At 71.9% G+C, this 22,626-nt stretch carries 23 protein-coding genes and 1 pseudogene; 14 read left to right on the top strand and 10 right to left on the bottom strand.

Annotation, left to right across the window (positions count from 1 at the left end):
• A partial coding sequence (locus B9S58_RS12390; RefSeq protein ID WP_181009259.1) for a transposase occupies positions 1–311 on the bottom strand: 311 nt, incomplete at its 3' end.
• 840 nt (positions 312–1,151) lie between these two features.
• On the opposite strand from B9S58_RS12390, the gene B9S58_RS12385 reads away from it, so the two are divergent.
• Positions 1,152–1,943: a ScbR family autoregulator-binding transcription factor gene (locus B9S58_RS12385; protein WP_103532171.1), complete on the top strand. Its 792-nt coding sequence runs from the start codon at positions 1,152–1,154 to the stop codon at positions 1,941–1,943.
• Between the two features lie 176 nt (positions 1,944–2,119).
• Here the strand turns inward: B9S58_RS12385 and B9S58_RS12380 are convergent, their stop codons facing one another.
• Positions 2,120–2,731: an FMN-dependent NADH-azoreductase gene (locus B9S58_RS12380; RefSeq protein ID WP_103532170.1), complete on the bottom strand. Its 612-nt coding sequence runs from the start codon at positions 2,729–2,731 to the stop codon at positions 2,120–2,122.
• Positions 2,732–2,877: 146 nt separating this feature from the next.
• Between B9S58_RS12380 and B9S58_RS12375 the strand changes: the two genes are divergently transcribed.
• The 4 genes from B9S58_RS12375 (at position 2,878) to B9S58_RS12360 (ending at position 6,402) form a co-directional block, all read left to right on the top strand.
• A complete protein-coding gene (locus B9S58_RS12375; protein ID WP_103532169.1) occupies positions 2,878–3,240 on the top strand; it encodes a helix-turn-helix domain-containing protein in 363 nt (120 codons plus the stop codon).
• A gap of 221 nt (positions 3,241–3,461) precedes the next feature.
• The gene (locus B9S58_RS12370; protein WP_374935666.1) at positions 3,462–4,922 is read left to right on the top strand and encodes a DUF2252 domain-containing protein; all 1,461 of its coding nucleotides are present in this window, start codon (positions 3,462–3,464) and stop codon (positions 4,920–4,922) included.
• A 101-nt stretch (positions 4,923–5,023) separates the two neighbouring features.
• Positions 5,024–5,995: a J domain-containing protein gene (locus B9S58_RS12365; protein WP_103532168.1), complete on the top strand. Its 972-nt coding sequence runs from the start codon at positions 5,024–5,026 to the stop codon at positions 5,993–5,995.
• A gap of 62 nt (positions 5,996–6,057) precedes the next feature.
• A complete protein-coding gene (locus B9S58_RS12360; protein ID WP_030077135.1) occupies positions 6,058–6,402 on the top strand; it encodes a rhodanese-like domain-containing protein in 345 nt (114 codons plus the stop codon).
• A 39-nt stretch (positions 6,403–6,441) separates the two neighbouring features.
• On the opposite strand, the gene B9S58_RS12355 is transcribed toward B9S58_RS12360, so the two are convergent.
• The 6 genes from B9S58_RS12355 to paaA form a co-directional block, all read right to left on the bottom strand.
• The gene (locus tag B9S58_RS12355; RefSeq protein ID WP_103532167.1) at positions 6,442–7,599 is read right to left on the bottom strand and encodes an acyl-CoA dehydrogenase family protein; all 1,158 of its coding nucleotides are present in this window, start codon (positions 7,597–7,599) and stop codon (positions 6,442–6,444) included.
• A gap of 95 nt (positions 7,600–7,694) precedes the next feature.
• The gene (locus B9S58_RS12350; protein WP_103532166.1) at positions 7,695–8,753 is read right to left on the bottom strand and encodes a 2Fe-2S iron-sulfur cluster-binding protein; all 1,059 of its coding nucleotides are present in this window, start codon (positions 8,751–8,753) and stop codon (positions 7,695–7,697) included.
• Positions 8,754–9,251, bottom strand: a complete 498-nt coding sequence (gene paaD, locus B9S58_RS12345) for a 1,2-phenylacetyl-CoA epoxidase subunit PaaD (protein ID WP_103532165.1) — start codon at positions 9,249–9,251, stop codon at positions 8,754–8,756.
• Entirely contained in the window at positions 9,245–9,961 is a 717-nt protein-coding gene (paaC, locus tag B9S58_RS12340; protein ID WP_103532164.1) for a 1,2-phenylacetyl-CoA epoxidase subunit PaaC, read from the bottom strand. Before paaC ends, paaD begins: the two co-directional genes overlap by 7 nt.
• Entirely contained in the window at positions 9,958–10,248 is a 291-nt protein-coding gene (gene paaB / locus B9S58_RS12335) for a 1,2-phenylacetyl-CoA epoxidase subunit PaaB (RefSeq protein WP_007447213.1), read from the bottom strand. Before paaB ends, paaC begins: the two co-directional genes overlap by 4 nt.
• On the bottom strand, positions 10,245–11,315 hold the full coding sequence (gene paaA, locus B9S58_RS12330; protein WP_103532163.1) for a 1,2-phenylacetyl-CoA epoxidase subunit PaaA: 1,071 nt from the start codon (positions 11,313–11,315) through the stop codon (positions 10,245–10,247). The genes paaB and paaA overlap by 4 nt, the downstream gene beginning before the upstream one ends.
• Positions 11,316–11,403: 88 nt before the next feature.
• On the opposite strand from paaA, the gene B9S58_RS12325 reads away from it, so the two are divergent.
• Genes B9S58_RS12325 through B9S58_RS12315 form a run of 3 tightly spaced genes read left to right on the top strand, consistent with a single transcriptional unit; the run spans position 11,404 to position 14,386 of the window.
• On the top strand, positions 11,404–12,270 hold the full coding sequence (locus B9S58_RS12325; protein WP_103532162.1) for a DUF5819 family protein: 867 nt from the start codon (positions 11,404–11,406) through the stop codon (positions 12,268–12,270).
• Complete coding sequence (locus B9S58_RS12320; RefSeq protein ID WP_103532161.1) at positions 12,267–13,649, top strand: HTTM domain-containing protein; 1,383 nt, start codon at positions 12,267–12,269, stop codon at positions 13,647–13,649. Before B9S58_RS12325 ends, B9S58_RS12320 begins: the two co-directional genes overlap by 4 nt.
• Positions 13,646–14,386, top strand: coding sequence for a TrmH family RNA methyltransferase (locus B9S58_RS12315; RefSeq protein ID WP_103532160.1), 741 nt, complete (start codon positions 13,646–13,648; stop codon positions 14,384–14,386). The genes B9S58_RS12320 and B9S58_RS12315 overlap by 4 nt, the downstream gene beginning before the upstream one ends.
• On the opposite strand, the gene paaN is transcribed toward B9S58_RS12315, so the two are convergent.
• Complete coding sequence (gene paaN / locus B9S58_RS12310) at positions 14,383–16,083, bottom strand: phenylacetic acid degradation protein PaaN (protein WP_103532159.1); 1,701 nt, start codon at positions 16,081–16,083, stop codon at positions 14,383–14,385. The two genes, B9S58_RS12315 and paaN, sit on opposite strands and share 4 nt — an antisense overlap.
• 156 nt (positions 16,084–16,239) lie before the next feature.
• Between paaN and B9S58_RS12305 the strand changes: the two genes are divergently transcribed.
• Positions 16,240–16,836 carry a TetR/AcrR family transcriptional regulator gene (locus B9S58_RS12305; RefSeq protein WP_103532158.1) on the top strand — a complete coding sequence of 199 codons (597 nt, stop codon included), beginning with the start codon at positions 16,240–16,242 and terminating at the stop codon, positions 16,834–16,836.
• Positions 16,837–16,851: 15 nt separating this feature from the next.
• Here the strand turns inward: B9S58_RS12305 and B9S58_RS12300 are convergent, their stop codons facing one another.
• A complete protein-coding gene (locus B9S58_RS12300; protein ID WP_103532157.1) occupies positions 16,852–17,430 on the bottom strand; it encodes an Lrp/AsnC family transcriptional regulator in 579 nt (192 codons plus the stop codon).
• Positions 17,431–17,654: 224 nt separating this feature from the next.
• On the opposite strand from B9S58_RS12300, the gene pdhA reads away from it, so the two are divergent.
• From pdhA to B9S58_RS38440, 5 genes and pseudogenes are all read left to right on the top strand, one after another.
• Complete coding sequence (gene pdhA, locus B9S58_RS12295) at positions 17,655–18,815, top strand: pyruvate dehydrogenase (acetyl-transferring) E1 component subunit alpha (protein WP_103532156.1); 1,161 nt, start codon at positions 17,655–17,657, stop codon at positions 18,813–18,815.
• Positions 18,812–19,843 (top strand): alpha-ketoacid dehydrogenase subunit beta, encoded by a 1,032-nt coding sequence (locus B9S58_RS12290; RefSeq protein WP_103532155.1) that lies wholly within the window; start codon positions 18,812–18,814, stop codon positions 19,841–19,843. Before pdhA ends, B9S58_RS12290 begins: the two co-directional genes overlap by 4 nt.
• Complete coding sequence (locus B9S58_RS12285) at positions 19,843–21,312, top strand: dihydrolipoamide acetyltransferase family protein (protein WP_103532180.1); 1,470 nt, start codon at positions 19,843–19,845, stop codon at positions 21,310–21,312. Before B9S58_RS12290 ends, B9S58_RS12285 begins: the two co-directional genes overlap by 1 nt.
• Positions 21,313–21,412: 100 nt before the next feature.
• A complete protein-coding gene (locus B9S58_RS12280; RefSeq protein WP_103532154.1) occupies positions 21,413–22,354 on the top strand; it encodes a DUF6457 domain-containing protein in 942 nt (313 codons plus the stop codon).
• Positions 22,351–22,626: pseudogene (locus tag B9S58_RS38440) on the top strand (hypothetical protein); the annotation flags it as partial. The gene B9S58_RS12280 and the pseudogene B9S58_RS38440, both read left to right, overlap by 4 nt.

The following is a 22,626-nucleotide window of genomic DNA, read 5'->3' as shown; positions in this document are numbered from 1 at the left end:
CCGGTGTACTGGCGCTGCACGCCCACCGTGCCGGTGCCCTTCTTCAGGTCGCCGGTCTCGTCCACGACCAGCACCGCGTCCTCGTGGTGCAGGTGCTCAACGACGAAGCCCCGGATGTCATCGCGTACCGCGTCGGCGTCCCATCTGGCCCTCGACAGCAGGTGCTGCAGACCATGCGGATTCGCGTCCCCGGCATGCTCGGCGAGCGTCCAGCAGTTCTTGCGCGGCAGGCCCGACAGCAACCCGAGGACGAACGCCCTCGCCCGGCGACGGGGTTCCACCCGGACGAACCGTCCCGCGATACGGCCCATCAAGGCCTCGAACGCCTCCTGCCAGCGAGCAGGATCTATGCTGTGACCCGCGGCCACCGTCTGATCTTCTGTCTTCACACACCGATGATCACCGGTGGCCGCACCCGTTCCCGGACCAGACCCGCCCAGCAAGATCGCGATCTACAGCTGGAGTACTAGGCGATCTCGACGATGTTCGCCGCAGCTCGGTGCCGATCCGCTGACGCTTCTTGGTGGTCACTTACGGGGAGAAGTTGTCGTAGACGATCGCGATGTGGCCCTTGGGGAGGGCCCGCGCCGCGGGCGTCTTTTCGGATGCCTGCTTCTCTCTGTGCGGGGCGAGGGGTGGGACTCTCCTCGGCTGCTCGGCGGAGACTTGTCGGCCGAGACCGGCATGACGGCCGGCCCGACGGGTGCTGGATCCGTCCGCGCACGCATCGCGCACGCGTTGATTTCGCGTCTGCGGGGCGAGGATGGTCTCTGTACTCACTGGGGCGGGCCAGGGGGGTGGATCGCACTGGTTTGAAAGGTTGAAGTCGTCATGTCTCGGACGTACCACGATGAGTGTGTACGAGGCCTCCGCCTGGAGTGCGGGAAATGATCTTCAGGTCCGCGGGAAACCATCTTTGATGGTGCCGTGCAAGCCCTGATCGGCACATTTCGTCGGTGCCCCACAGGGTAAGGAGGAGGAGGAGGCGGCGGCGGCTGTCCGCAGTCGGTGATCCATCGGGTGCGGGCGCGGTTTCCGGACAGACCGATGGCTGGTGCGACGGCGCACTTGCATACGCTGGCCGCAGAGGTTGGAACGACGGCGGCTCGGCGGCGAAGGGCTGAGCGCACAGAACGTCCCGGAGGCAGGAAATGGCGAAGCAGGCTCGCGCGGTCCAGACGTGGCGGTCGATCGTGGACGCTGCGGCGAGTGTCTTCGACGACTACGGCTACGAGCGTGCCGCCATCTCGGAGATTCTCCGCCGCGCCAAGGTCACCAAGGGGGCCTTGTACTTCCACTTCGCCTCCAAGGAGGCCATCGCGCAGGCGATCATGGACGAGCAGACCTCCACGGTCGAGTTCGAGCAGGACGGATCGCCGCTGCAGTCCTTGGTGGACGGTGGCCAGCAGTTCGCGTTCGCCCTGCGTCACAACGCGATGGCCCGGGCCGGGACGAGGCTCTCGATCGAGGGCGTCTTCCTCGGCGGGCCGCACCCGTGGGGTGACTGGATCGACGCGACGGCCCGGATGCTGGAGCTGGGCCAGGAGCGCGGCGAGGTGTTCCCGCAGATCGACCCGATGGTGTCGGCCAAAATCATCGTCGCCTCGTTCACCGGTATTCAGCTGGTCTCGGAGGCCGACTCAGGCCGCGCCGATCTGCGCGAGCAGGTGGCGGAGATGTGGCGCCACATCCTGCCGTCGATCGCTCACCCCGGTGTCATCGCGCACATCAAGCCGGAGGGCCGGGTGGATCTGGCGGCTCAGGCACGCGAGAAGGCGGAGCGGGAGGAGCAGGAGGCCAGGATCGCCGCGGAGGCCAAGGACGCTGCCGCCCGGCCGGGCGATGCAGGCCTGCAGGGCGGTGGTGCGGGTCGCGGTACGAGGACCGGGCAGGCCGACGAGGAGCCGGCGGGTGCGGGCGTGGGGGCCGGCGGGGCTGCCTGAACCAGCGCCCTGGGCCTGCCTGCTTTACGGGGCGCGTGGCTTTACGGGGCGCGCGGCGTTTCACGTGAAACGCCCGGTTCATCAGCGTCATCATGATCATGAAGCGACAGGGTCGCGGAGCTCGTGGGAGCCCCGTGACCCTGTCCGTTTCTCCGGGTTTCGCGGTCGTGGGCGCCTCAGGCGGCGAGGCGGGTGGCCAGGGCCTTCGCCTTCTGCCGGGCGTCGTCGAACGCCCGGGCGCGGGAGGCCTCGGCGAGCGGGATCAGTTCGGCCATCGACGGCTGCGAGTGGGCGAGGGTCAGCTCAGGAACGATGAAGTCCACCTCGGCGGAGAACATGCCCGTGAGCAGCTTCTCCAGGTAATTCTGGACAAACTCGAAGCTCTCGCGCGGGGTGCCCGGAGCGTACGAACCGCCCCGGCTGGCGACGACGGTCATCGGGGTCCCGGCGATGGGGGAGTCCGGTCCCGCGTTGTACCCGACGATGATCACCTGGTCCAGCCAGGCCTTGAGGGTGGACGGGATCGTGAAGTTGTACATCGGTGCGCCGATCAGGACGGCGTCCGCCGCGGCGAGTTCGTCGGCCAGTTCCCGGCGCAGCGGGTCATCGGCGCCCGCGGCCGTGGCGCCGGCGTCCAGATGGGGAAGCGGGTCGGCGGCGAGGTCGCGATGGACGACGGTGCCGTCCGGGTGCTGCTCGCGCCAGGCCTCGACGAACGCCGCGGTGACGTCGCGGGAGGCGGAGCCCTGGGGGAAGACGGCGGAGTCGAGGTGCAGAAGCGTGGCCATGGAGATCTCCAACGGGAGGGGAGGGGCGCGGGCGGGTCGGCTGGACCTCGCGGGCGGCCATGACGGATCCATTCCGTGTGTAACTACTAATAGCATAGCTACTTACCTTTAGTAAGGTGCCCACGGTGGCGCAGTACTCTAGGGGCATGGCGGATCACAGTGAGCAGGCCTGTCGGCGGGTCGACGGGGGGATCAGCCGCGTCTTCGAGTTGTTCGGCAAGCGCTGGACCGGACCGATCGTCTCGGTGCTGCTGCAGCGGCCGGTGCACTTCGCCGAGCTGCGCCGGGCGATTCCCGGAATCAGCGAGCGCATGCTCTCGGACCGGCTGACCGAACTCGGTGCGGCCGGCCTGGTGATCCGCGAGGTCGACGAGGGGCCGCCGCTGCGCGTCGCGTACCGGCTTACCGAGGCCGGCGCCGCGATGGAGCCCGCGCTCAACGAGCTAGGGCAGTGGGCGGACACCTATCTGGCGCGGGACGACGGGACCGGCTCCGGAACCGGCTGCTGACGTCGTCCGGTCGGGTCGGCCTCGTTCTGCCGGCCTCGTCCTGCCGGACCGAGGCGCTCCGCAGTTGTCCACAGGGTCCGCCCGGCGTCTGTCCACAGGCCCCGGCCGGGACCGGGAATCGGCGGTACCGTCGTGCTCGGTCGCTGGTGGACAGGGCCGCTGGGCCGGTCGGACAGCCGGGCAGCCGGAGAGCGGTACGAGAGTGGGGGAGGCGACGCTCCATGAGCGGAACCGAGGCGACGATGTCTGAGCAGCGGACTGAGGGAACGGCCGGAGCCGCGGGAGCTCCGGGATCGGACCTGCGCATTCCAGCTGTGCCCGGGTTCGCCCGGCGCGGGGCCGCGAGTTCACCGAAGGCCGCGGGCAAGGCTCTCCGCGACCGGGTGCCGCGGTCCTCGCACGCCTCGCTCGTCCTGCCGCCGGGACGGCCGGACGCGGTGCGGGCCGTCGAGGAGTCGAACCGGGGCCGGGTGCCCGGGCTGACGCCGATACGGGTGGGCCGGATGGCTGCCACACCGTTCGCCTTCCTGCGGGGTGCGGCCGGGTTGATGGCCCACGACCTGATGGGCAGCCCGGTCACCGGCGTGGGCGCCCAGCTCTGCGGCGACGCGCACGCGGCCAACTTCGGCCTCTACGGCGATGCCCGGGGCAGCCTGGTCATCGATCTGAACGACTTCGACGAGACCGCCTTCGGGCCGTGGGAGTGGGACCTCAAGCGGCTCGCCACCTCGCTGGTGCTCGCGGGCCGGGCCGCCGGGGCCGACGAGGACACCTGCCGCCGGGGCGCGTACGACGCCGTCGGTGCCTACCGGCGCACGATGCGGCTGCTGGCCCGGCTGCCCGCCCTCGACGCCTGGAACGCGATCGCGGACGAGGAGCTCGTCTCGCACACGGACGCGCGTGACCTGGTCGGCACCCTGGAGCGGGTCTCGGAGAAGGCCCGCAACAACACCAGCGCCCGCTTCGCCGCCCGATCCACGGAGGAGTGCCCGGACGGCGGTCGGCGCTTCGTCGACGCCCGGCCCGTGCTGCGCCGGGTGCCGGACGCCGAGGCCGCGGTCGTGGCCGCCGGGCTCGCCGGCTATCTCTCCACGGTCTCCGAGGACCGGGTGCCGCTGCTGGCCCGGTACGCGATCCACGACGTGGCGTTCCGGGTGGTCGGCACCGGCAGCGTGGGGACCCGGTCGTACGTGGTGCTGCTGCTCGACCATCGGGGTGAGCCGTTGGTCCTCCAGGTGAAGGAGGCGCGCCCTTCGGTGCTCGCCCCCTATCTGCCCGCGGTCGGATTCGACGTGCCGGAGGTGGCGCACGAGGGCCGCCGGGTGGTGCTCGGGCAGAAGCGGATGCAGGTCGTCAGCGACATCCTGCTCGGCTGGGCGGACGTCGACGGCAGGCAGTTCCAGGTCCGGCAGTTCCGGAACCGCAAGGGCAGCGTGGACCCCGCAGCGCTCGCCGCCGACCAGGTGGACGACTACGGGCGGATGACCGGTGCGCTGCTCGCCCGGGCGCACGCGCACAGCGCCGACCCCCGCCTGCTGGCGGGCTACTGCGGCAAGAACGACGAGCTCGACACGGCCGTGGCCGCGTTCGCGGTGACGTACGCCGATCGTACGGAAGCGGATCACGCCGAGCTGGTGCGCGCGATCAAGGCGGGCAGGCTGGCCGCCGAGTTCGGTATATGACGGGTCCGTGAGGCGGTGGGCCCGGTCCCTGAGGCGGTAGCCCCGGGGCCGGAGCCCACCGTGTGTGCTGTGCCGCCGGGCCGTGGCCATACGCTGGACGGGTGACCCACGAAGCAGCCGGGGTGCCGACTACCCGGAACGATGAAGACCGGCAGGACAACGACCGGCCTGACGAGCCCCGGCCCGCCCCGGAAACGCTGGATGCCGCTGGTGCGCAGGACGCCTCGGACGCGGCGGACGCTCCCGGTGCCTCGGACGCCGCCGTTGCCGGGGAGCCCGCCAGCCCCGAGGGCGCCGCGCCGCGCCCGGAGGAACGGCTGGCCAGGGCGGTGCAGGCCGCCGAGCAGGCGTTGATCGAGTTCGAGATCGCGGTGGAGACCTTCCGGGTGGAAGTCGAGAACTTCTCCCGGCTGCATCACCAGAAGCTCGGCCCGATGTACACCCGCCTCGACGAGCTGGACGCGCTGATCGCCGAGGCGCGGGCTGCCCGGTCGGGGGATCCGGAGGACGAGCGCAAGGCGCGGGAGGCACGGGCGGTCGTCATGCCGATGCCCGGGGTCGACGAGCTGTTCCACGACTGGATGGACACCGACGGTCTGTCGCCCGAGGCCGCGGCCATGCTCACCGAGCAGCCGGTCAGGCCGCCGAAGCGGGTCAGGCCGAGCGAGGAGGCCCGCAAGCTCTACCGGGACCTGGCCCGCAAGGCGCACCCGGACCTCGCCCAGGACGAGCCGGAACGGCAGCGCCGGGACGAGTTCATCGCCCGGGTGAACGCCGCCTACGGGCGCGGTGACGTCGAGCTGCTCAAGGAGCTCGTGGCGGAGTGGGCGGCCGGCCCGGTGCGGCAGCCGGCCCCGTTGAGCGCGAGCGAGGAGCTCTACGCCCGGCTGGAGTGGCTCAGCCGGCGCAAGGAACTGCTGGCGGTGCTCGCCAAGGAGTTGGAGGAGGGTGCGATCGGCTCGATGCTGCGGATGGCCCCGGACGACCCGGACCAGCTGCTGGAGGACATCGCGGAGCAACTGCTGGGCGAGGTGTCCCGGCGCGAGGCCGAGCTCGCGGAGATGGTGCAGTAGCGTTCCGGTGACTCTGCCGCGTATGTACGAGGCCCAAGATCGCACGAGAGAAGGCATGACCCATGAATTTCGCCCCGCTGCCCTCGGTGGACGCCGCGGCGGTGCCGTCGGACGGCTTCGTCCTGGACGTACGTGAGAACGACGAGTGGGCGGCCGGTCACGTCGAGGGTGCGCTGCACATCCCGATGAGCGACTTCGTCGGCCGGTTCGGTGAGCTGACCGAGGCCGCCGAGGACGGCCGTCGCGTCCATGTGATGTGCCGGGTCGGCGGCCGGTCGGCCCAGGTCACCCAGTACCTGGTCCAGCAGGGCGTCGACGCGGTCAACATCGACGGCGGCATGCAGGCCTGGGACGGAGCCGGACGCCCGATGGTCACGGACAACGGGACGCCCGCCTTCGTCCTCTGAGCCCCGTCGGGGCCGGGGCCGGGCTGCAGGGCCGGGTCGTCAGCCGAGCGGGTGGGCGGCCAGCAGGTCGCCCAGGGCCTCCTCATGGGCCGCTGCCGGACCGAGGGAGAGCTCGATCTGCTTCGCCCAGGCGTGGAAGCGGTGCAGCGGGTAGTCGGTGTCCGCGCCGAACCCGCCGTGCAGGTGCTGGGCTGTCTGCACGACGCGGCGGACGCCGTCGGAGGCCCAGACCTTCGCCACGGCGACATCGCCTGCAGGGGGCAGCGGCCCCCCGGCATCGGTGGAGATCCGCCACGCGGCCTGCCAGAGGGTGGCCTCCATCGCCCGCAGATCGATGTACCGGTCGGCGGCCTGGACCGCCACCGCCTGGAACGTGGCGATCGGGAATCCGAACTGCTCACGCCTGCCGGTGTATTCGGCGGTCATCGCGAGCACCCGCTCGCCCAGCCCGAGCGCCAGCGCGCAGGTCCCGGTGGTGAGCAGGGACCGCAGCCACTCCCAGCAGTCCGCCGTGTCGATCAGCTCGCGGGTTGCCACGCGCACGGCGTCGAGCCGGACCTCGGCCAGGCGTTCACCGCTGGTGGAGACCTGGTCGGCCAGGGAGACCCCGTCGCGGGTACGGGGCACGAGGGCCAGGACCGGCCGGCCCCCGGCGGTGTGCGCGGGGACGGCGATCCAGTCGGCCACCTGGGCCCAGGGAACCGCGGACTGCACCCCGTCGAGCACCCAGCCGGAGTCTCCCGCAGACGTCTCGTTCTCGCCGTACGGCCGTGCGGCGACGGAGAGTTCGGCGGGGTCGTGGCCGCTGCGCCCGTTGGCGCCGGCGGTCAGGATCAGTTCGCCCCGGCCGGCCCGGGGCAGCAGCTCCGCCGCGAAGGAGCTTTCGCCGTACCTCTGGACCGTCATCGCGACCGCGCAGCTCTCCAGCAGCGGGACCCTGGCCAGCACCTTGGCCGACTCCCGAAGGACCAGGCAGAGCGCGATCGGGTCGAGGCCCGCGCCTCCGTGGTCCGGCGACAGCGTGAGCCCGAGCAGGTCCGTGCGCGCCAGCTCGTCCCACAGCCGCCGGTCGATGTCCTCCGCCACGGCGCCCGGGGTCAGGGCGGGACTGGGCGCGCGGTCGGGCGCGACATCCGAGAAGACGGCCCTGGCCGCCTCGACGGCCGCCTGCTGTTCCTCGGTGAAGGTGAAGTCCACTGTCCCGGCCTCCCGCTAACCGTTGACGACCTGACGGGTCGTCAAGATAGAACAGGTTCTATGGGAAGGGAACAGTGCGGAGGCGTACGCGCGCCTCAGCGGTCGAAGTCCAACTCCACCTCCGGGGTGAGCGGGTGCGACTGACAGGCCAGCACGAAGCCCGCCCCGGTTTCCTCCGGTTCCAGCGCGAAGTTGCGGTCCATCCGGACCTCGCCCGACACGAGGAACGCCCGGCAGGTCCCACACACCCCGCCCTTGCAGGCGTACGGAGCGTCCGAACGGCTCCGCAGCACCGTCTCCAGCAGGGATTCGGCGTCCTGCACGGGCCAGCTGCCCGAGCGGCCGTGGAGGGTGGCCGTCAGTACGGCGTCGGACGGGGCGGCGACCTTGACCACCGTCACATCGGCGGGGCCTTCGTCGACGTGGAAGATCTCCTGATGGACCCGTGTGCGGTCGACGCCGAGGGCCTTCAGCGCCTTCTCCGTGCCCCGTACGAGGCCGAGCGGCCCGCACAGGAACCAGCCGTCCACCTCCGGCACCGGTAGCACGGCGGGCAGCAGGCCGGTGAGCCGTCCGGCGTCCAGCCGTCCGGAGGGGAGCCCGGCCGACTGCTCCTCCCGGGAGAGCGCGGTGACCAGCTGGAAGCGGTCCGGATACCGGTCCTTGAGGTCGGCCACCTCGTCGAGGAACATCGTCGAGGCCGCCGTGCGGTCACTGCGGATCAGGCAGAACCGGGCCGTCGGCTCCCGGTCGAGCAGGGTGGCCGCCATCGACAGCACCGGGGTGATGCCGCTGCCGCCGACCACCGCCGCGAACAGACCCGGTCGCGGCTTCAGGACGAAGCGGCCCATCGGAGGCATGGCCTCCACCTGGTCCCCGACGGTCAGCTCCTTCAGGGCGTAGGTGGAGAAGGCTCCGCCCTCGACCATGCGGATACCTACCCGCAGCACCGGATCGCCGGGCTGCTCGGTGGCGGGTGCGCAGATCGAGTACGAGCGGCGGATCTCCTGGCCGTCCACGGTGTAGCGCACGTTCAGATGCTGGCCGGGAGTGTGGCGGAAGGTCTCGCGCAGCTCGGCCGGCACGGCGAGCGTCACGGCCACCGCGTCGTCCGTGAGCCGTTCGATCGCGCTGACCCGGAGCGGATGGAACATCTACAACTCCTTGAAGTGGTCGAACGGTTCACGGCAGGCGACGCAGCGACGCAGGGCCTTGCACGCCGTGGAGGAGAACCGGCTGAGCAGCTCCGTGTCCGTGGAACCGCAGTGCGGGCAGCGCACCGAGAGCGTCAGCGGCACGGGGCCCCCGTCGGGGCCCTGGGCGCGCGGCGGGGCGATGCCGAACTCGGCGAGCTTGCGACGCCCCTCGGCGCTGATGTCGTCCGTCGACCAGGCCGGCGCCAGGACCGTGACCACGGAGACGTCCGGGACGCCGTGGTCGTGCAGCACCCGCTCGATGTCGGCGGACATCGCCTCGATCGCCGGGCAGCCGGTGTAGGTCGGGGTGAGCTGTACGGTCACGTGGCCCGGGCCGTCCACCCGTAGGTCCCGCAGGACGCCGAGCTCCGCCAGGGTCAGCACCGGCAGCTCGGGGTCGGGCACGGAGCCGGCGAGGTCGCGCAGCTCCGCCTCCAGCCGGGTGTCGGTCACCATGACGCCCCCGGATGGCTGCGGTGCAGGTGCTGCATCTCGGCGATCATGCGGCCGAACGGCTCGGTGTGCAGGCCCTGCCGGCCCGCACCCGCCGCCCAGCCCCCGGACTGCGGGCCCGCCGGGAGGGTCAGGCCGGCCCGCTCGACGACATCGGTGACGGCGGCGAGCCAACTGCTCCGCAGCGCCTGCCAGTCGACACCGGAGTCCGGGGAGTCGAGACCTTCGACCGGCTGGAGCATCTCGCCGGTGAACCGCCACAGCGCGTCCAGTCCGCTCTGCATCCGGCCGTGGCTCTCCTCGGTGCCGTCGCCGAGCCTCAGGACCCACTGCTCGGCGTGGTCACGGTGGTAGGCCACCTCCTTCACGGCCTTGGCGGCGAGGCCGGTGAACTCGCCGTCCCCGGCCGCCAGCCGCTCGTACAGCAGGTGCTGGTACACCGAGAAGTAGAGCTGGCGGGCGATGGTGTGGGCGAAGTCCCCGTTCGGCTGCTCGACCAGCTGGAGGTTGCGGAAGGCGCGCTCCTCGCGGAGGTAGGCGAGCTCGTCCTCGTCGCCGGCGAGGGAGAGCAGCACCCGTGCCTGTCCCAGCAGGTCCAGGGCGATGTTGGCGAGTGCCACCTCCTCCTCCAGGACGGGGGCGTGGCCAGCCCACTCCCCCAGCCGGTGCGAGAGCACCAGCGCGTCGTCGCCGAGGGCGAGTGCGGCGCTCACAGGTGCTTCACCCCGTCCGGGATCTCGTAGAACGTCGGGTGACGGTAGGGCTTGTCGCCGGCCGGCTCGAAGAAGGAGTCCTTCTCGTCGGGGGAGGAGGCCGTGATCCCGGTGGACGGGACCACCCAGATCGAGACGCCCTCCGAGCGGCGGGTGTAGAGGTCGCGGGCGTTGCGCAGGGCCATCTCGGCGTCCGGCGCGTGCAGGCTGCCCGCATGGGTGTGGGACAGTCCGCGCCGCGAGCGCACGAACACCTCCCACAGAGGCCAGTCGGTCGAGCTGCTCATGCCGTCTCCTCCACATGCTGCGCGGGCGCGCTGTTCTGTGCCGATGCCGGGGGCCGGGCCGGTGAGGTGGGTGCTGCCGCCGGGGCGTGCTTGGCGGCGTACGCGGCCGCCGCCTGCCGGACCCAGGCGCCCTCCTCATGGGCCTTGCGCCGCTGGGTGATCCGCTGTTCGTTGCAGGGGCCGTTGCCCTTGAGGACTGCCTGGAACTCGGCCCAGTCGATCGCGCCGAACTCGTGTCGGCCGAGCTCCTCGTTCCACCGGATGTCGGGGTCCGGGAGATCCAGGCCCAGCGCCTCGGCCTGGGGCACGCAGATGTCCACGAAGCGCCGGCGCAGTTCGTCGTTGGAGTGCCGCTTGATCTTCCAGGCCATGGACTGCTCGGAGTGCGACGAGGCGTCGTCGGGCGGGCCGAACATCATCAGGGAGGGCCACCACCAGCGGTTCACCGCGTCCTGGGCCATGGCGTGCTGGGCCTCGGTGCCACGGCTGAGGGCGAGCAGCAGCTCGTATCCCTGGCGCTGGTGGAACGACTCCTCCTTGCAGACGCGGACCATCGCGCGGGCGTAGGGGCCGTAGGAACAGCGGCAGAGCGGCACCTGGTTGGTGATCGCCGCCCCGTCTACCAGCCAGCCGATCGCGCCGACGTCGGCCCAGGTCAGCGTGGGGTAGTTGAAGATCGACGAATAGCGCTGGCGGCCCGCGTGGAGCTTGTCGAGCAGCTCCTCGCGGCTGGTGCCCAGGGTCTCGGCGGCGCTGTAGAGATACAGGCCGTGGCCCGCCTCGTCCTGCACCTTGGCCATGAGGATCGCCTTGCGGCGCAGCGAGGGCGCCCGGGTGATCCAGTTGGCCTCTGGCTGCATGCCGATGATCTCCGAGTGGGCGTGCTGGGCCATCTGGCGGATCAGCGTCGCCCGATAGGCGTCGGGCATCCAGTCGCGCGGCTCGATCCGCTCGTCCGCCGCGACGGTCGCGTCGAAGGCCGCGACGCGGTCCGCGTCCGCCGCGTCCGCCGCATTCGCCGTGCCGAGGGTCTTCTGCGTCCTCTGGTCCGCAGTCACTGCCGCCATCCCGGGCTCCCTACCGACCGATCGTTCGGTTCCTTGACTTCAATGGTGAGTCGGCGGCCCGTAGGGTGTCAACCCTGTGGATAACTGAGTGGTGATCGACGGTGAGCGGGGCGGGATGGATTCGGACCACGACAGGAGCTCTGCGGGCGGGGGGAAGGACGCCTGGCCGCAGGCGTTGAACCGGTCGGCGGAAGCGCAGGACACCCCTGAAGTCATACCGCCGACGCCCTCGGCACCGGCGGCTGGGCTCTCGGTCACCGGCCGGGGCATAGCCGGTCTCTCCTTTCCCTACCAGGTGGTCGCGGCCCTGGCGCTGTCCCTGATCGGACTGCTCGCGTGCACGCAGGTGGCCATGGTGTTCCTGCACGTCGCCCCGTCCAACACGCTGACCAAGCAGCACGGGAAGACGATCGACCGCTGGATCTACCCGGAGTTCGAGCAGAACTGGAAGCTCTTCGCGCCCAACCCGCTCCAGCAGAACATCGCCGTCCATGTGCGGGCCGATGTGGTGGGGGCCGACGGCCGCCGCACCACGAGGTGGATGAACCTGACCCACGAGGACGGCAAAGCGATACGCGGCAGCTTCTTCCCCAGTCATGTGAACCAGAACGAGCTCCGCCGGGGCTGGGACTTCTACGTCAACTCCCACGACAGCGAGAACCGCCCCAACGGTCTGCGCGGGGATCTCTCCGAGCGCTACATCCGGCGCATCGCGATGCTGCGGCTGAGCGAGCGCGACTACGGCGGCACGATCGAACGCATCCAGCTCCGCTCCGCCACCAGCTCCATCGCCCCGCCCCCGTGGAGCAACGAGAAGATCAGCACCCGGCCCGTCTACCGTGTACTCCCCTGGTGGACCGTTACCCCGGACGATCTTCCCGCCCGTGACGCGGAGCAGAGCCGGGACGAGGCGTACGGCGTGGACGAGGCGCACCGCGTGGAGGAGAACCGGTGACCGTTCCCTGGCCCGCCGCCCCACGGAGCACGGCCCCGCGGCCCGGCGGCCCCCGCCCGGACGGGCGCCGCTCCGGAGGTCCCGGCAACCGCGGTGGCGGTCCGGCCCGCGCCCTTCAGCGCGTCACGGCCTCGGCCCTCGGCCCGTACCAGAGTGCCGTCGTCCGGATCGGCTTCGCCGCCACCTATCTCTTCTTCCTGCTGCGCGAGCTGCCGCACCGCCACGAGCTGTACGGCCCCGACAGCCCGTGGCACTGGGATCTGGCCCGCCAGCTCACGAACGGCAACGAGGCGTTCTCCGTCCTGATGTGGACCGACAGCACGGTCTGGTTCGAGGCGGCATACGCCCTCACGCTGCTGTCCGCCGCGGCGCTGCTGCTCGGGTGGCGGACCCGGACCATGTCCGTCCTCTTCATGGTCGGCGTGCTCTCCGTGCAGAACCGCAGCATCTTCATGGGCGACGGCGGTGACAACGTCGTCCACCTCATGGCGATCTACCTGGTGCTGACGCGCTGCGCCCAGGTCTGGTCGCTGGACGCCCGGCGTGCGGCGCGCAACGCACAGCGTGCCGCGGCGGGCCTGCCGCCGCTGCGAGACTTCGTGGGCCCGGTGCTCTGGGTGCTCCTCGGCCCCGTCCTCGTGGCGGCCACGCTGATGGGCGGGCTCGGCGGCACCTGGTGGCTCCCGGCCCTGCTGTGGACGATCTGGATCTCGGCCGCCGCCTGGTGGGCCGTGAACCGCTACCAGCCGCACGGCGAGCCCCGCACCCTGCTCGATGTGCTGGCCAACCTCGCGCACAACGCCACCCTCGCCGTGATCATGGCCGAGGTCTGCCTGATCTACGCGACGGCCGGCTGGTACAAGATCCAGGGATCGCGCTGGCAGGACGGCACCGCGCTGCACTACCCGCTCAACCTCGACTACTTCACCCCGTGGCCCGCCCTGTCGGACATCCTGGGCGCCAGTGGGCTGATGGTGATGGTGCTGACGTACGGCACGGTCATCGTCCAGGTCGCCTTTCCGTTCACGCTGTTCAACCGGCGGGTCAAGAACGTCCTGCTGGTCGCGATGATCTGTGAGCACGCGGGGATCGCCCTGCTGCTCGGGCTGCCGTTCTTCTCCATGGCGATGATCGCGGCCGACGCGGTGTTCCTGCCGACGGCGTTCCTCGTGTGGCTGGGCGCCCGGGTCACGGCCGGCAGGCGGCGGCTGGTCTCCGGGCTGCCCGGCCGGCCGCGTACGCCGGGGAAGCCCGGGACACCCGACGCCGCGCACGGACCCGCGGACCCACCGGAGGCCGGACCGGCGGAGGACGGCCACGGCGGTACGGAGGAGCCCCGGCTCCAGGGCGGCGGCGGGGGCCATACGCTCGTCGGGTGAGCAGTGAGACCGGCAGAACCCAACAGCCCCCGGCAGCGGCGGAGCCCCTCCGGGCGGAAGACGTCCAGGAGGGTCCTCCCCAGGACGAACCCCTCCAGTACGACGACGGCTACGGCCAGACGATCGGTGTCGGGCCGCACCCGCTGCCCTGGCCCCAGGGCGAGCGCTACGACCCCGAGCTGCTGGCTGACGGCGACCGGCGCAACGTCGGTGACGCGTACCGCTACTGGACGCGGGAGGCGATCGTCGCCGATCTCGACCTGCGGCGGCACGACTTCCACGTGGCCGTGGAGAACTGGGGCCACGACTTCAACATCGGCTCGGTGGTGCGGACCGCCAACGCCTTCCTGGCCAAGGAGATCCACATCGTGGGCCGGCGGCGCTGGAACCGGCGCGGCGCCATGGTCACCGACCGCTACCAGCATGTGCGCCACCACCCCGACACGGCGGACCTGACCGCGTGGGCGATGGCCGAGGGGCTGCCGATCATCGGGATCGACAACCTCCCCGGTGCGGTGCCGCTGGAGCGCACCGAGCTGCCGCGCCGGTGCGTCCTGCTGTTCGGGCAGGAGGGCCCCGGCCTGACCGAGGAAGCGCGTGAGCACGCCACGATGGTGTGCTCGATCGCGCAGTTCGGCTCGACCCGGTCCATCAACGCCGGCGCCGCCGCGGCCATCGCGATGCACGCGTGGGTGCAGCGCTACGCCGACGTCCCGGACCCGCGAGACACTCGTTAGGCCTGGCGGCGCACCTCCACCACTCGGAAGCGGTTGGCGACGAAGGCCCCGTCGCACAGCGCCGCGTTCGCGGCGGGGTTGCCACCGGAGCCGTGGAAGTCGGAGAAGGCCGCGGTCTGGTTGACGTACACCCCTCCGGTCAGGTTCAGCGAGAGCTGGGCCGACTCGTCCAGGCAGACGTCCTCGATCGCACGCTCCACCTCGGGGGAGGTGGTGTAGGCGCCGACCGTCATCGCCCCCTTGTCGCGGATCGTGCGGCGGAGCAGGTCGAGGGCGGCGGACGTCGACTCGACGGCGACGGCGAAGGACACCGGCCCGAAGCACTCCGAGAGGTAGGCCGCGCCGTCGTCGGTCTTGGTGCCGTCGAGCTTCACGACGACCGGCGTACGGACGACCGCGTCGGGGAATTCGGCGTTCGCGACCGTGCGCGAGTCCAGCGCCACCTCGCCGATCTCTCCGGCGGCCTCCACCCGGGCCCTGACGTCCGGGTTGACCAGTGCGCCGAGCAGGGCGGCCGCGCGGGCGTCGTCGCCGAGCAGCCCGGTGACGGCCGCCGCGAGGTCGGCGACCACGTCGTCGTAGGACTTGGCACCGTCGTCGGTGGCGATGCCGTCCCGGGGAATCAGCAGGTTCTGCGGGGTGGTGCACATCTGGCCGCTGTACAGCGAGAGCGAGAACGCCAGGTTGGCGAGCATGCCCCGGTAGTCGTCGGTGGAGTCGACGACGATCGTGTTGACGCCGGCCTTCTCCGTGTAGACCTGGGCCTGGCGGGCGTTCTCCTCCAGCCAGTCGCCGAAGGCGGTGGAGCCGGTGTAGTCGATGATCCGGATCTCGGGACGGACCGCGAGGTTCTTGGCGATGCCCTCACCGGGCCGCTCGGCGGCCAGCGCGACCAGATTCGGGTCGAAGCCCGCCTCGCTCAGCACCTCGCGGGCGATGGACACCGTGAGGGCCAGCGGGAGCACGGCGCGCGGGTGCGGTTTGACCAGCACCGGGTTGCCCGTGGCGAGGGAGGCGAAGAGGCCGGGGTAGCCGTTCCACGTGGGGAACGTGTTGCAGCCGATGAGCAGCGAGATGCCACGGCCGGACGTGATGAACGACTTGTGCAGCTTCAGCGGATCGCGCTTGCCCTGCGGCTTGGACCAGTCGGCGGTCTCCGGGGTGCGGACCTGCTCCCGGTAGGCGTACGCCACGGCCTCCAGGCCACGGTCCTGGGCGTGCGGGCCGCCCGCCTGGAACGCCATCATGAAGGCCTGGCCGCTCGTGTGCATCACGGCGTGGGCCAGCTCGTGGGTGCGGGCGCTGATCCGCGAAAGGATCTCCAGACAGACCAGGGCCCGGACCTCCGGCCCTGCCGCCCGCCAGGCGCCCGTGCCGGCCCGCATCGCCGGCAGGAGGACGTCCGGGTCGGCGTGCGGATACTCGACGCCGAGCTCCGGCCCGTACGGCGAGACCTCGCCGCCGGTCCAGCCGTCGGTGCCGGGCTGACCCAGGTTGAGACGGGTGTTCAGGACCGCGTCGAACGCGGCCTTGCCCTCGGCCGCTCCCAGACTGCCCGGGGCACCGCCCTCTCCGTAGGCCTTCGGGTGCTCGGGGTGCGGCGACCAGTACGCGCGGGTACTGATCACGTCGAGGGCCTGGTCGAGCGTGGGCCGGTGGGTCTCGGACAGCTGCTGGGGGGTGAGCGCGGCGGCCATGGCGGACCAACTCCTCATCGAGCCGGGCGGTGACGTACGGACAGAGTTAGAGTAACCGAACGATCGGTCGGGACAAGGGGCCCTGTGGAACCTGTGGACAACTTCGATGGTCCCCGCCTACGCGGGGCTGATCCCTCATGGGGGAGGATCGCGGACATGACCACGGCCAAGCGGGACACGTACACACCGGAGACCCTGCTCACCGTCGCCGTCCGTGTCTTCAACGAGCGCGGCTACGACGGCACCTCCATGGAGCACCTCTCCCGGGCGGCGGGCATCTCGAAATCCTCCATCTACCACCATGTGGCGGGCAAGGAGGAGCTGCTGCGCCGCGCCGTGAGCCGGGCGCTCGACGGGCTCTTCGCCATCCTCGACGAGCCGGGGGCGCAGCGCGGGCGTGCGGTCGAGCGGGTCGAGTACGTCACGCGCCGGACCGTCGACGTGCTGATGGCCGAGGTCCCCTACGTCACGCTGCTGCTGCGTGTGCGCGGCAACACGAAGACGGAGCGCTGGGCGCTGGAGCGGCGACGCGAGTTCGACCAGCGGGTGTCGGAGCTGCTCAAGGCCGCGGTCGCCGAGGGCGACCTGCGGGCGGACGTGGACATACGGCTGGCGACCCGGCTGCTGTTCGGCATGGTGAACTCGCTGGTCGAGTGGTACCGGCCGCAGCCGGGCGGTTTCCCGGGGGAGGAGCAGCTCGCGGACACGGTCGTCCAGCTGGCCTTCGAGGGGATGCGGGCGAACGGCCGCTGAGTCCGCCCGGCAGGGTCAGGCGAGTTCGGCCGGCCGGTCCGGTCGCGGGCCGAGGTCCGTCTCCTCGAACACCAGCAGCGTGCGTGTGGAGAGCACCTCGGGAATCGACTGGATCCGGGTGAGGACCAGCTCGCGCAGCGCCCGGTTGTCCGGCGTGTGCACCAGGAGCAGTACGTCGAAATCGCCGCTGACCAGGGCGATGTGTGTGGCCCCGGGCAGCGCCTGGAGCTGCTCGCGCACGGTGCGCCAGGAGTTCTGCACGATCTTGAGCGTGATGTACGCGGACGCCCCCTGGCCCGCCCGCTCGTGGTCGACCCGGGCGCCGAAGCCGCGGATCACGCCGTCCTCGACGAGCCGGTTGATACGGGCGTAGGCGTTGGCGCGCGAGACGTGGACCCGTTCGGCCACGGACCGTATCGAGGCGCGGCCGTCCGTCTGGAGGATGCGCAGGATGTCGCGGTCGATGGCGTCCAGCGGCCGCGCGGGCGGAACCGGGGGCTCCGTCGCCGGGCCCGCGGGGGCGGCCGACGGTGTGGCCGAGGGCTCGGCCCGGCCCGGCTCCTTGCTCCTGTCGGCCATTTGTTCAGCTGTCATCGGCCCGCGCCTCCCTGTTGTGGACGACCTGCCCCTATCCCAGGCTGTGGAGAACCGTTTGTCCACAGGCTGGCGGCGCCTGTAGCCAAAATGCGCTCGCGACCGAACAATCGGTAGGTGAGGCACGCCACACCCGTGCCTCACTCACCCCTCGACATCTCGCTTCATATCGACACCCCCGATCGACACCCCTCGATCTCCCTCGATGCCAGGAGGTGCTTCTCATGACGGTCCAAGAGCTGCCCGGCGCGGCCGCCTACCGGCCCACGCCGCCCCCGGCCTGGAAGCCGATCACCGACCCCGCCCCGCTGCTCCCGGACCCGGAGCCCTACCGGGTGCTCGGTACGGACGCGGTCGCCGATGTCGATCCCGAACTGTTGCTCCGGCTCCACGCCGAGCTGGTGCGCGGGCGCCGCTACAACGCCCAGGCCACCGCGCTGACGAAGCAGGGCCGACTCGCGGTCTACCCGTCGAGCACCGGCCAGGAGGCGTGCGAGATCGCCGCCGCCCTGGTCCTGGAGGAGCGCGACTGGCTCTTCCCCAGCTACCGCGACACGCTGGCGGCCGTCGCGCGCGGCCTGGACCCGGTCGAGGCGCTGACCCTGCTGCGCGGTGACCGGCACACCGGCTACGACCCGCGCGAACACCGCATCGCCCCGCTGTGCACCCCACTGGCCACCCAGCTCCCGCACGCCGTGGGGCTGGCGCACGCCGCCCGGCTCAAGGGCGACGACGTGGTGGCGCTCGCCATGGTCGGCGACGGCGGCACCAGCGAGGGCGACTTCCACGAGGCGCTGAACTTCGCGGCCGTATGGAAGGCCCCGGTCGTCTTCTTCGTCCAGAACAACGGCTTCGCGATCTCGGTGCCGCTGGCCAAGCAGACCGCCGCTCCCTCCCTCGCCCACAAGGCCGTCGGATACGGGATGCCGGGCCGCCTCGTCGACGGCAACGACGCCGCCGCGGTGCACCAGGTGCTGAGCGAGGCCGTGGCCCGGGCCCGGCGCGGCGAGGGGCCGACCCTGGTCGAGGCGGTCACCTATCGCATGGAGGCCCACACCAACGCCGACGACGCCACCCGCTACCGGGTCGACAGCGAGGTCGAGGCCTGGCGGGCGCACGACCCGGTGCGGCTGCTGGAGCGGGAGCTGACGGAGCGCGGACTGCTGGAAGACGAGGGCATCGAGCGGGCGAAGGAGGCCGCCGAACGCATGGCCGCCGCCCTGCGCGACCGGATGAACGCGGATCCGGAGCTGGCCCCGATGGACCTGTTCGCCCATGTCTACGCCGAGCAGACCGGCCAGCTCCGGGAGCAGGCCGCGGCCCTGCGCGCCGAGCTGGACGCCGAGCAGGACCACGACGAGCACGGCGCGGAGGCAGGACGATGACCACCGCGGCAGCGACGGCCGGCGGACTTCACGCGAAGGCGAAACCGGCCACGATGGCCCAGGCCCTCGGGCGCGCGCTGCGCGACTCGATGGCCGAGGACCCCACCGTCCACGTGCTCGGTGAGGACGTGGGCACGCTCGGCGGGGTCTTCCGGATCACCGACGGGCTGGCGAAGGAGTTCGGCGACGACCGCTGCACCGACACCCCCCTCGCCGAGGCGGGCATCCTCGGCGCGGCCGTCGGCATGGCGATGTACGGGCTGCGGCCCGTGGTGGAGATGCAGTTCGACGCGTTCGCCTACCCGGCGTTCGAGCAGCTGATGAGCCATGTCGCCAAGATGCGCAACCGCACCGGCGGGGCCATGCCGTTGCCCATCACCGTGCGGGTGCCGTACGGCGGCGGGATCGGCGGGGTCGAGCACCACAGCGACTCCTCCGAGGCGTACTACATGGCCACGCCGGGCCTGCACGTCGTCACACCGGCCACGGTCGACGACGCGTACGGGCTGCTGCGGGAGTCGATCGCCTCGGACGACCCGGTGATCTTCCTGGAGCCGAAGCGGCTCTACTGGTCCAAGGCCGACTGGTCGCCCGAGGCCCCCGCCGCGGTCGAGCCGATCGGCAAGGCCGTGGTGCGCCGTTCCGGGCGCAGCGCCACGCTGATCACGTACGGGCCCTCCCTGCCGGTCTGTATGGAGGCCGCCGAGGCGGCCGTCGCCGAGGGCTGGGACCTCGAAGTGGTGGACCTGCGTTCGCTGGTGCCGTTCGACGACGAGACGGTGGCCGCGTCGGTGCGTCGCACCGGGCGCGCGGTCGTCGTCCATGAATCCCCCGGATTCGGCGGGCCCGGCGGTGAGATCGCGGCCCGGGTCACCGAGCGGTGCTTCCACCATCTGGAGGCTCCGGTGCTGCGGGTGGCCGGGTTCGACATCCCCTACCCGCCGCCCATGCTGGAGCGGCACCATCTGCCGGGAGTGGACCGGGTGCTCGACGCGGTGGCCCGGTTGCAGTGGGAGGCGGACAGCTGATGGCCCAGGTGCTCGAATTCAAACTGCCGGACCTCGGTGAGGGGCTGACCGAGGCGGAGATCGTCCGCTGGCTGGTGGAGGTCGGCGATGTCGTCGCCATCGACCAGCCCGTCGTCGAGGTCGAGACGGCCAAGGCCATGGTGGAGGTGCCCTGCCCCTATGGGGGGGTGGTGACCGCACGGTTCGGCGAGGAGGGCACGGAACTTCCTGTCGGCGCACCGCTGCTGACGGTCGCCGCCGGAGCGCCGGAGGGGCCGGCTCTCTCCGGTCCGTCCCCTTCGCCCTCCGTTTCCTCCGCCACTGCCGCCTCCGACCCGGAGTCCTCGGCCGGCTCGGGGAACGTGCTCGTGGGATACGGGACGGGTGCACCGGCCGCACGGCGCCGGCGCATCCGGCCGGGCCGCCTCGACCGGGCGGTGGCGGACGTCGTCGTGACCGCCCGGGCTACGGAACTCGTTACGGATCCCGCCCCGGCGACGGCTCTCGCGACCGACGTGCAGGGCCCCGTGCCGGTGGTCTCTCCGCTGGTACGCCGACTGGCCCGGCAGCACGACATCGATCTGCGGCGGCTGGCGGGTTCGGGTCCCGACGGGCTGATCCTGCGCGCCGACGTCGACCGGGCGATCAGGACGGCGGAGGGGATCGCGGCGGAGGAGACCGCGACGGCGGCACGTCCGGCCCGGGCCCAGGCGCCGACGGCGGCCGCAGCCCCGACCGGTGCTACCGAGGCTCCCCCGCTCGCGGGACCGAACGCCTCCGCTGCTCCGGCCGCCGAGCGCATTCCGCTGCGCGGGGTGCGCGGGACGGTCGCCGACAAGCTGTCACGCAGCCGGACCGAGATCCCGGACGCCACCTGCTGGGTCGACGCCGACGCCACCGAACTGATGGCGGTCAGGGCCGCGATGAACGCGGCTACGGGCCCGTCCGCCGGGCCGAAGGTGTCGGTCCTGGCCCTGCTGGCGCGGATCTGCACCGCGGCGCTGGCCCGGTATCCCGAGCTCAACTCCACCGTGGACACGGCGGCGCGGGAGATCGTCCGGCTGCCCGGCGTGCACCTCGGGTTCGCGGCCCAGACCGAGCGGGGCCTCGTCGTTCCGGTCGTCCGGGACGCGCACACCCGTAACGCCGAGTCGATAGGGGCCGAGATCGCCCGGCTGACCGAGCTGGCCCGGACCGGGAGGCTCAGCCCGGCCCAGCTGACCGGGGGCACGTTCACGCTGAACAACTACGGAGTGTTCGGGGTCGACGGTTCGACGCCGATCATCAACCACCCGGAAGCGGCGATGCTCGGCGTCGGCCGGATCATGCCCAAGCCCTGGGTGCACCGGGGCGAACTGGCCGTACGTCAGGTCGTCCAGCTGTCCCTCACCTTCGACCACCGGGTGTGCGACGGCGGAACGGCGGGCGGCTTCCTCCGGTACGTGGCGGACTGCGTGGAGCAGCCGGCGGTGCTGCTGCGCACCCTGTAGCCGGTCATCCGGCGGCTTCCCGGACGCGCCCCCTTTGGGCCGGGGACTTCCACCCACCCCGGCGGGGGCGTCGCTCCGGGGCGCCGCCCATACTTGACGGATGACCGCCTATGACGTGATCGTCCTTGCCGGCGGGGCCGCGAAGCGGCTCGGCGGCGCCGACAAGCCGGGAGTCCGGGTGGGCGGCCGGGCGCTGCTCGACCGGGTCCTCGCGGCGTGCGCGGACGCGGCCCTCACCGTCGTGGTGGGCGGTCGTCGTGCCACCGCCCGACCGGTCGTCTGGACGAGGGAAGAACCCCAGGGCGGCGGCCCGTTGGCGGCGCTGGGCGCGGGGCTGCGGATGACGACGGCGGAACGCGTTCTCGTCCTCTCCGCCGACCTTCCGTTCCTCGGCCCGGGGACGGTCGACGCGCTGCTCGCCGCCGCCGCCGGCCGGCCCGGCCGGGAAGGGGCCTTGTGCACCGACCCCGACGGGCGCGACCAGCCGCTCGTGGCCGCCTACCGCGCTGAGCCGCTCCGCCGGGAGCTGGCCCTGATCGCCACCGAGTACGGGGGCCTCGCCGGGCTGCCGCTCCGGCTCCTGACGGCGGAGCTGGACCTCGCCCGGGTCGACGCGGGCCCCGACGCCGCGTTCGACTGCGACACTTGGGACGACATCGCCGCCGCCAGAGCCCGGATCAGGGAGCATGGGGCCGTGCTGGACGAATGGATCACCTCGGTCAAGAACGAACTGGGAATCGAACTCGAAGTCGACACCGGTGTCCTGCTCGACCTCGCCCGTGACGCCGCGCACGGAGTTGCCCGGCCCGCTGCTCCGCTCACGACCTTCCTGGTCGGGTACGCGGCAGCCAGGGCGAGCGCCGGCGCGGGGCCCGACGAGGCCGCCGCGGCGGTCGCGGAGGCCGCTCGCAAGGCCACCGCACTCGCCTTGCGCTGGGAAGCGGAGGCGAGCGCGGGGGACGATGCGACGAGTGGGCCGGCGGGCGGGCCGGCGGGCGGGGCGAATCCCGACGCGGGCCGCGAGGGGACCGGGACACTATGACCGGCTCCGACGGGCCGCGACCCGGCCCGGCCGGCGGCGACTTCCGCCCCGCCGGCCCCGGGAGCGACCTCGCCGGCGCGGAGTCCGGGAGCGACCTCGCACGCGCGGAGGAGGAGCGGGCCATCGAGCAGGCGCTCGCCCTGGTCGACGGGGCGAGTCGACGTCCGAGCCGCAATCGGGACGCCCCCGGCAGGGACCTGAGCGGCGGCCCGGGCAGCGGCCAGAGCAGTGCCCCTGGCAGTACCCGCCCGAGTGCGGGGGGCCGTACGGCG

This window comes from Streptomyces sp. SM11, from assembly GCF_002910905.1.
In the GTDB taxonomy this organism is placed as follows: Bacteria; Actinomycetota; Actinomycetes; order Streptomycetales; family Streptomycetaceae; genus Streptomyces.
Note: the sequence above shows the minus strand (reverse complement) of the source record. Positions and strands in the feature narration are given on the sequence as shown.

Bases quoted from the DNA above. Each gene is read 5' to 3' on its own strand.
- B9S58_RS12290 (WP_103532155.1), top strand. From the start codon at position 18,812: ATGACCACCGCGGCAGCGACGGCCGGCGGACTTCACGCGAAGGCGAAA.
- B9S58_RS12350 (WP_103532166.1), bottom strand. From the start codon at position 8,753: ATGTTCCATCCGCTCCGGGTCAGCGCGATCGAACGGCTCACGGACGAC.
- B9S58_RS12285 (WP_103532180.1), top strand. From the start codon at position 19,843: ATGGCCCAGGTGCTCGAATTCAAACTGCCGGACCTCGGTGAGGGGCTG.
- B9S58_RS12300 (WP_103532157.1), bottom strand. From the start codon at position 17,430: ATGACAGCTGAACAAATGGCCGACAGGAGCAAGGAGCCGGGCCGGGCC.
- B9S58_RS12380 (WP_103532170.1), bottom strand. From the start codon at position 2,731: ATGGCCACGCTTCTGCACCTCGACTCCGCCGTCTTCCCCCAGGGCTCC.
- paaA (WP_103532163.1), bottom strand. From the start codon at position 11,315: ATGGCGGCAGTGACTGCGGACCAGAGGACGCAGAAGACCCTCGGCACG.
- B9S58_RS12375 (WP_103532169.1), top strand. From the start codon at position 2,878: ATGGCGGATCACAGTGAGCAGGCCTGTCGGCGGGTCGACGGGGGGATC.
- paaN (WP_103532159.1), bottom strand. From the start codon at position 16,083: ATGGCCGCCGCGCTCACCCCCCAGCAGCTGTCCGAGACCCACCGGCCC.
- B9S58_RS12370 (WP_374935666.1), top strand. From the start codon at position 3,462: ATGAGCGGAACCGAGGCGACGATGTCTGAGCAGCGGACTGAGGGAACG.
- paaD (WP_103532165.1), bottom strand. From the start codon at position 9,251: ATGGTGACCGACACCCGGCTGGAGGCGGAGCTGCGCGACCTCGCCGGC.
- B9S58_RS12385 (WP_103532171.1), top strand. From the start codon at position 1,152: ATGGCGAAGCAGGCTCGCGCGGTCCAGACGTGGCGGTCGATCGTGGAC.
- B9S58_RS12305 (WP_103532158.1), top strand. From the start codon at position 16,240: ATGACCACGGCCAAGCGGGACACGTACACACCGGAGACCCTGCTCACC.
- paaB (WP_007447213.1), bottom strand. From the start codon at position 10,248: ATGAGCAGCTCGACCGACTGGCCTCTGTGGGAGGTGTTCGTGCGCTCG.
- B9S58_RS12280 (WP_103532154.1), top strand. From the start codon at position 21,413: ATGACCGCCTATGACGTGATCGTCCTTGCCGGCGGGGCCGCGAAGCGG.
- pdhA (WP_103532156.1), top strand. From the start codon at position 17,655: ATGACGGTCCAAGAGCTGCCCGGCGCGGCCGCCTACCGGCCCACGCCG.
- B9S58_RS12360 (WP_030077135.1), top strand. From the start codon at position 6,058: ATGAATTTCGCCCCGCTGCCCTCGGTGGACGCCGCGGCGGTGCCGTCG.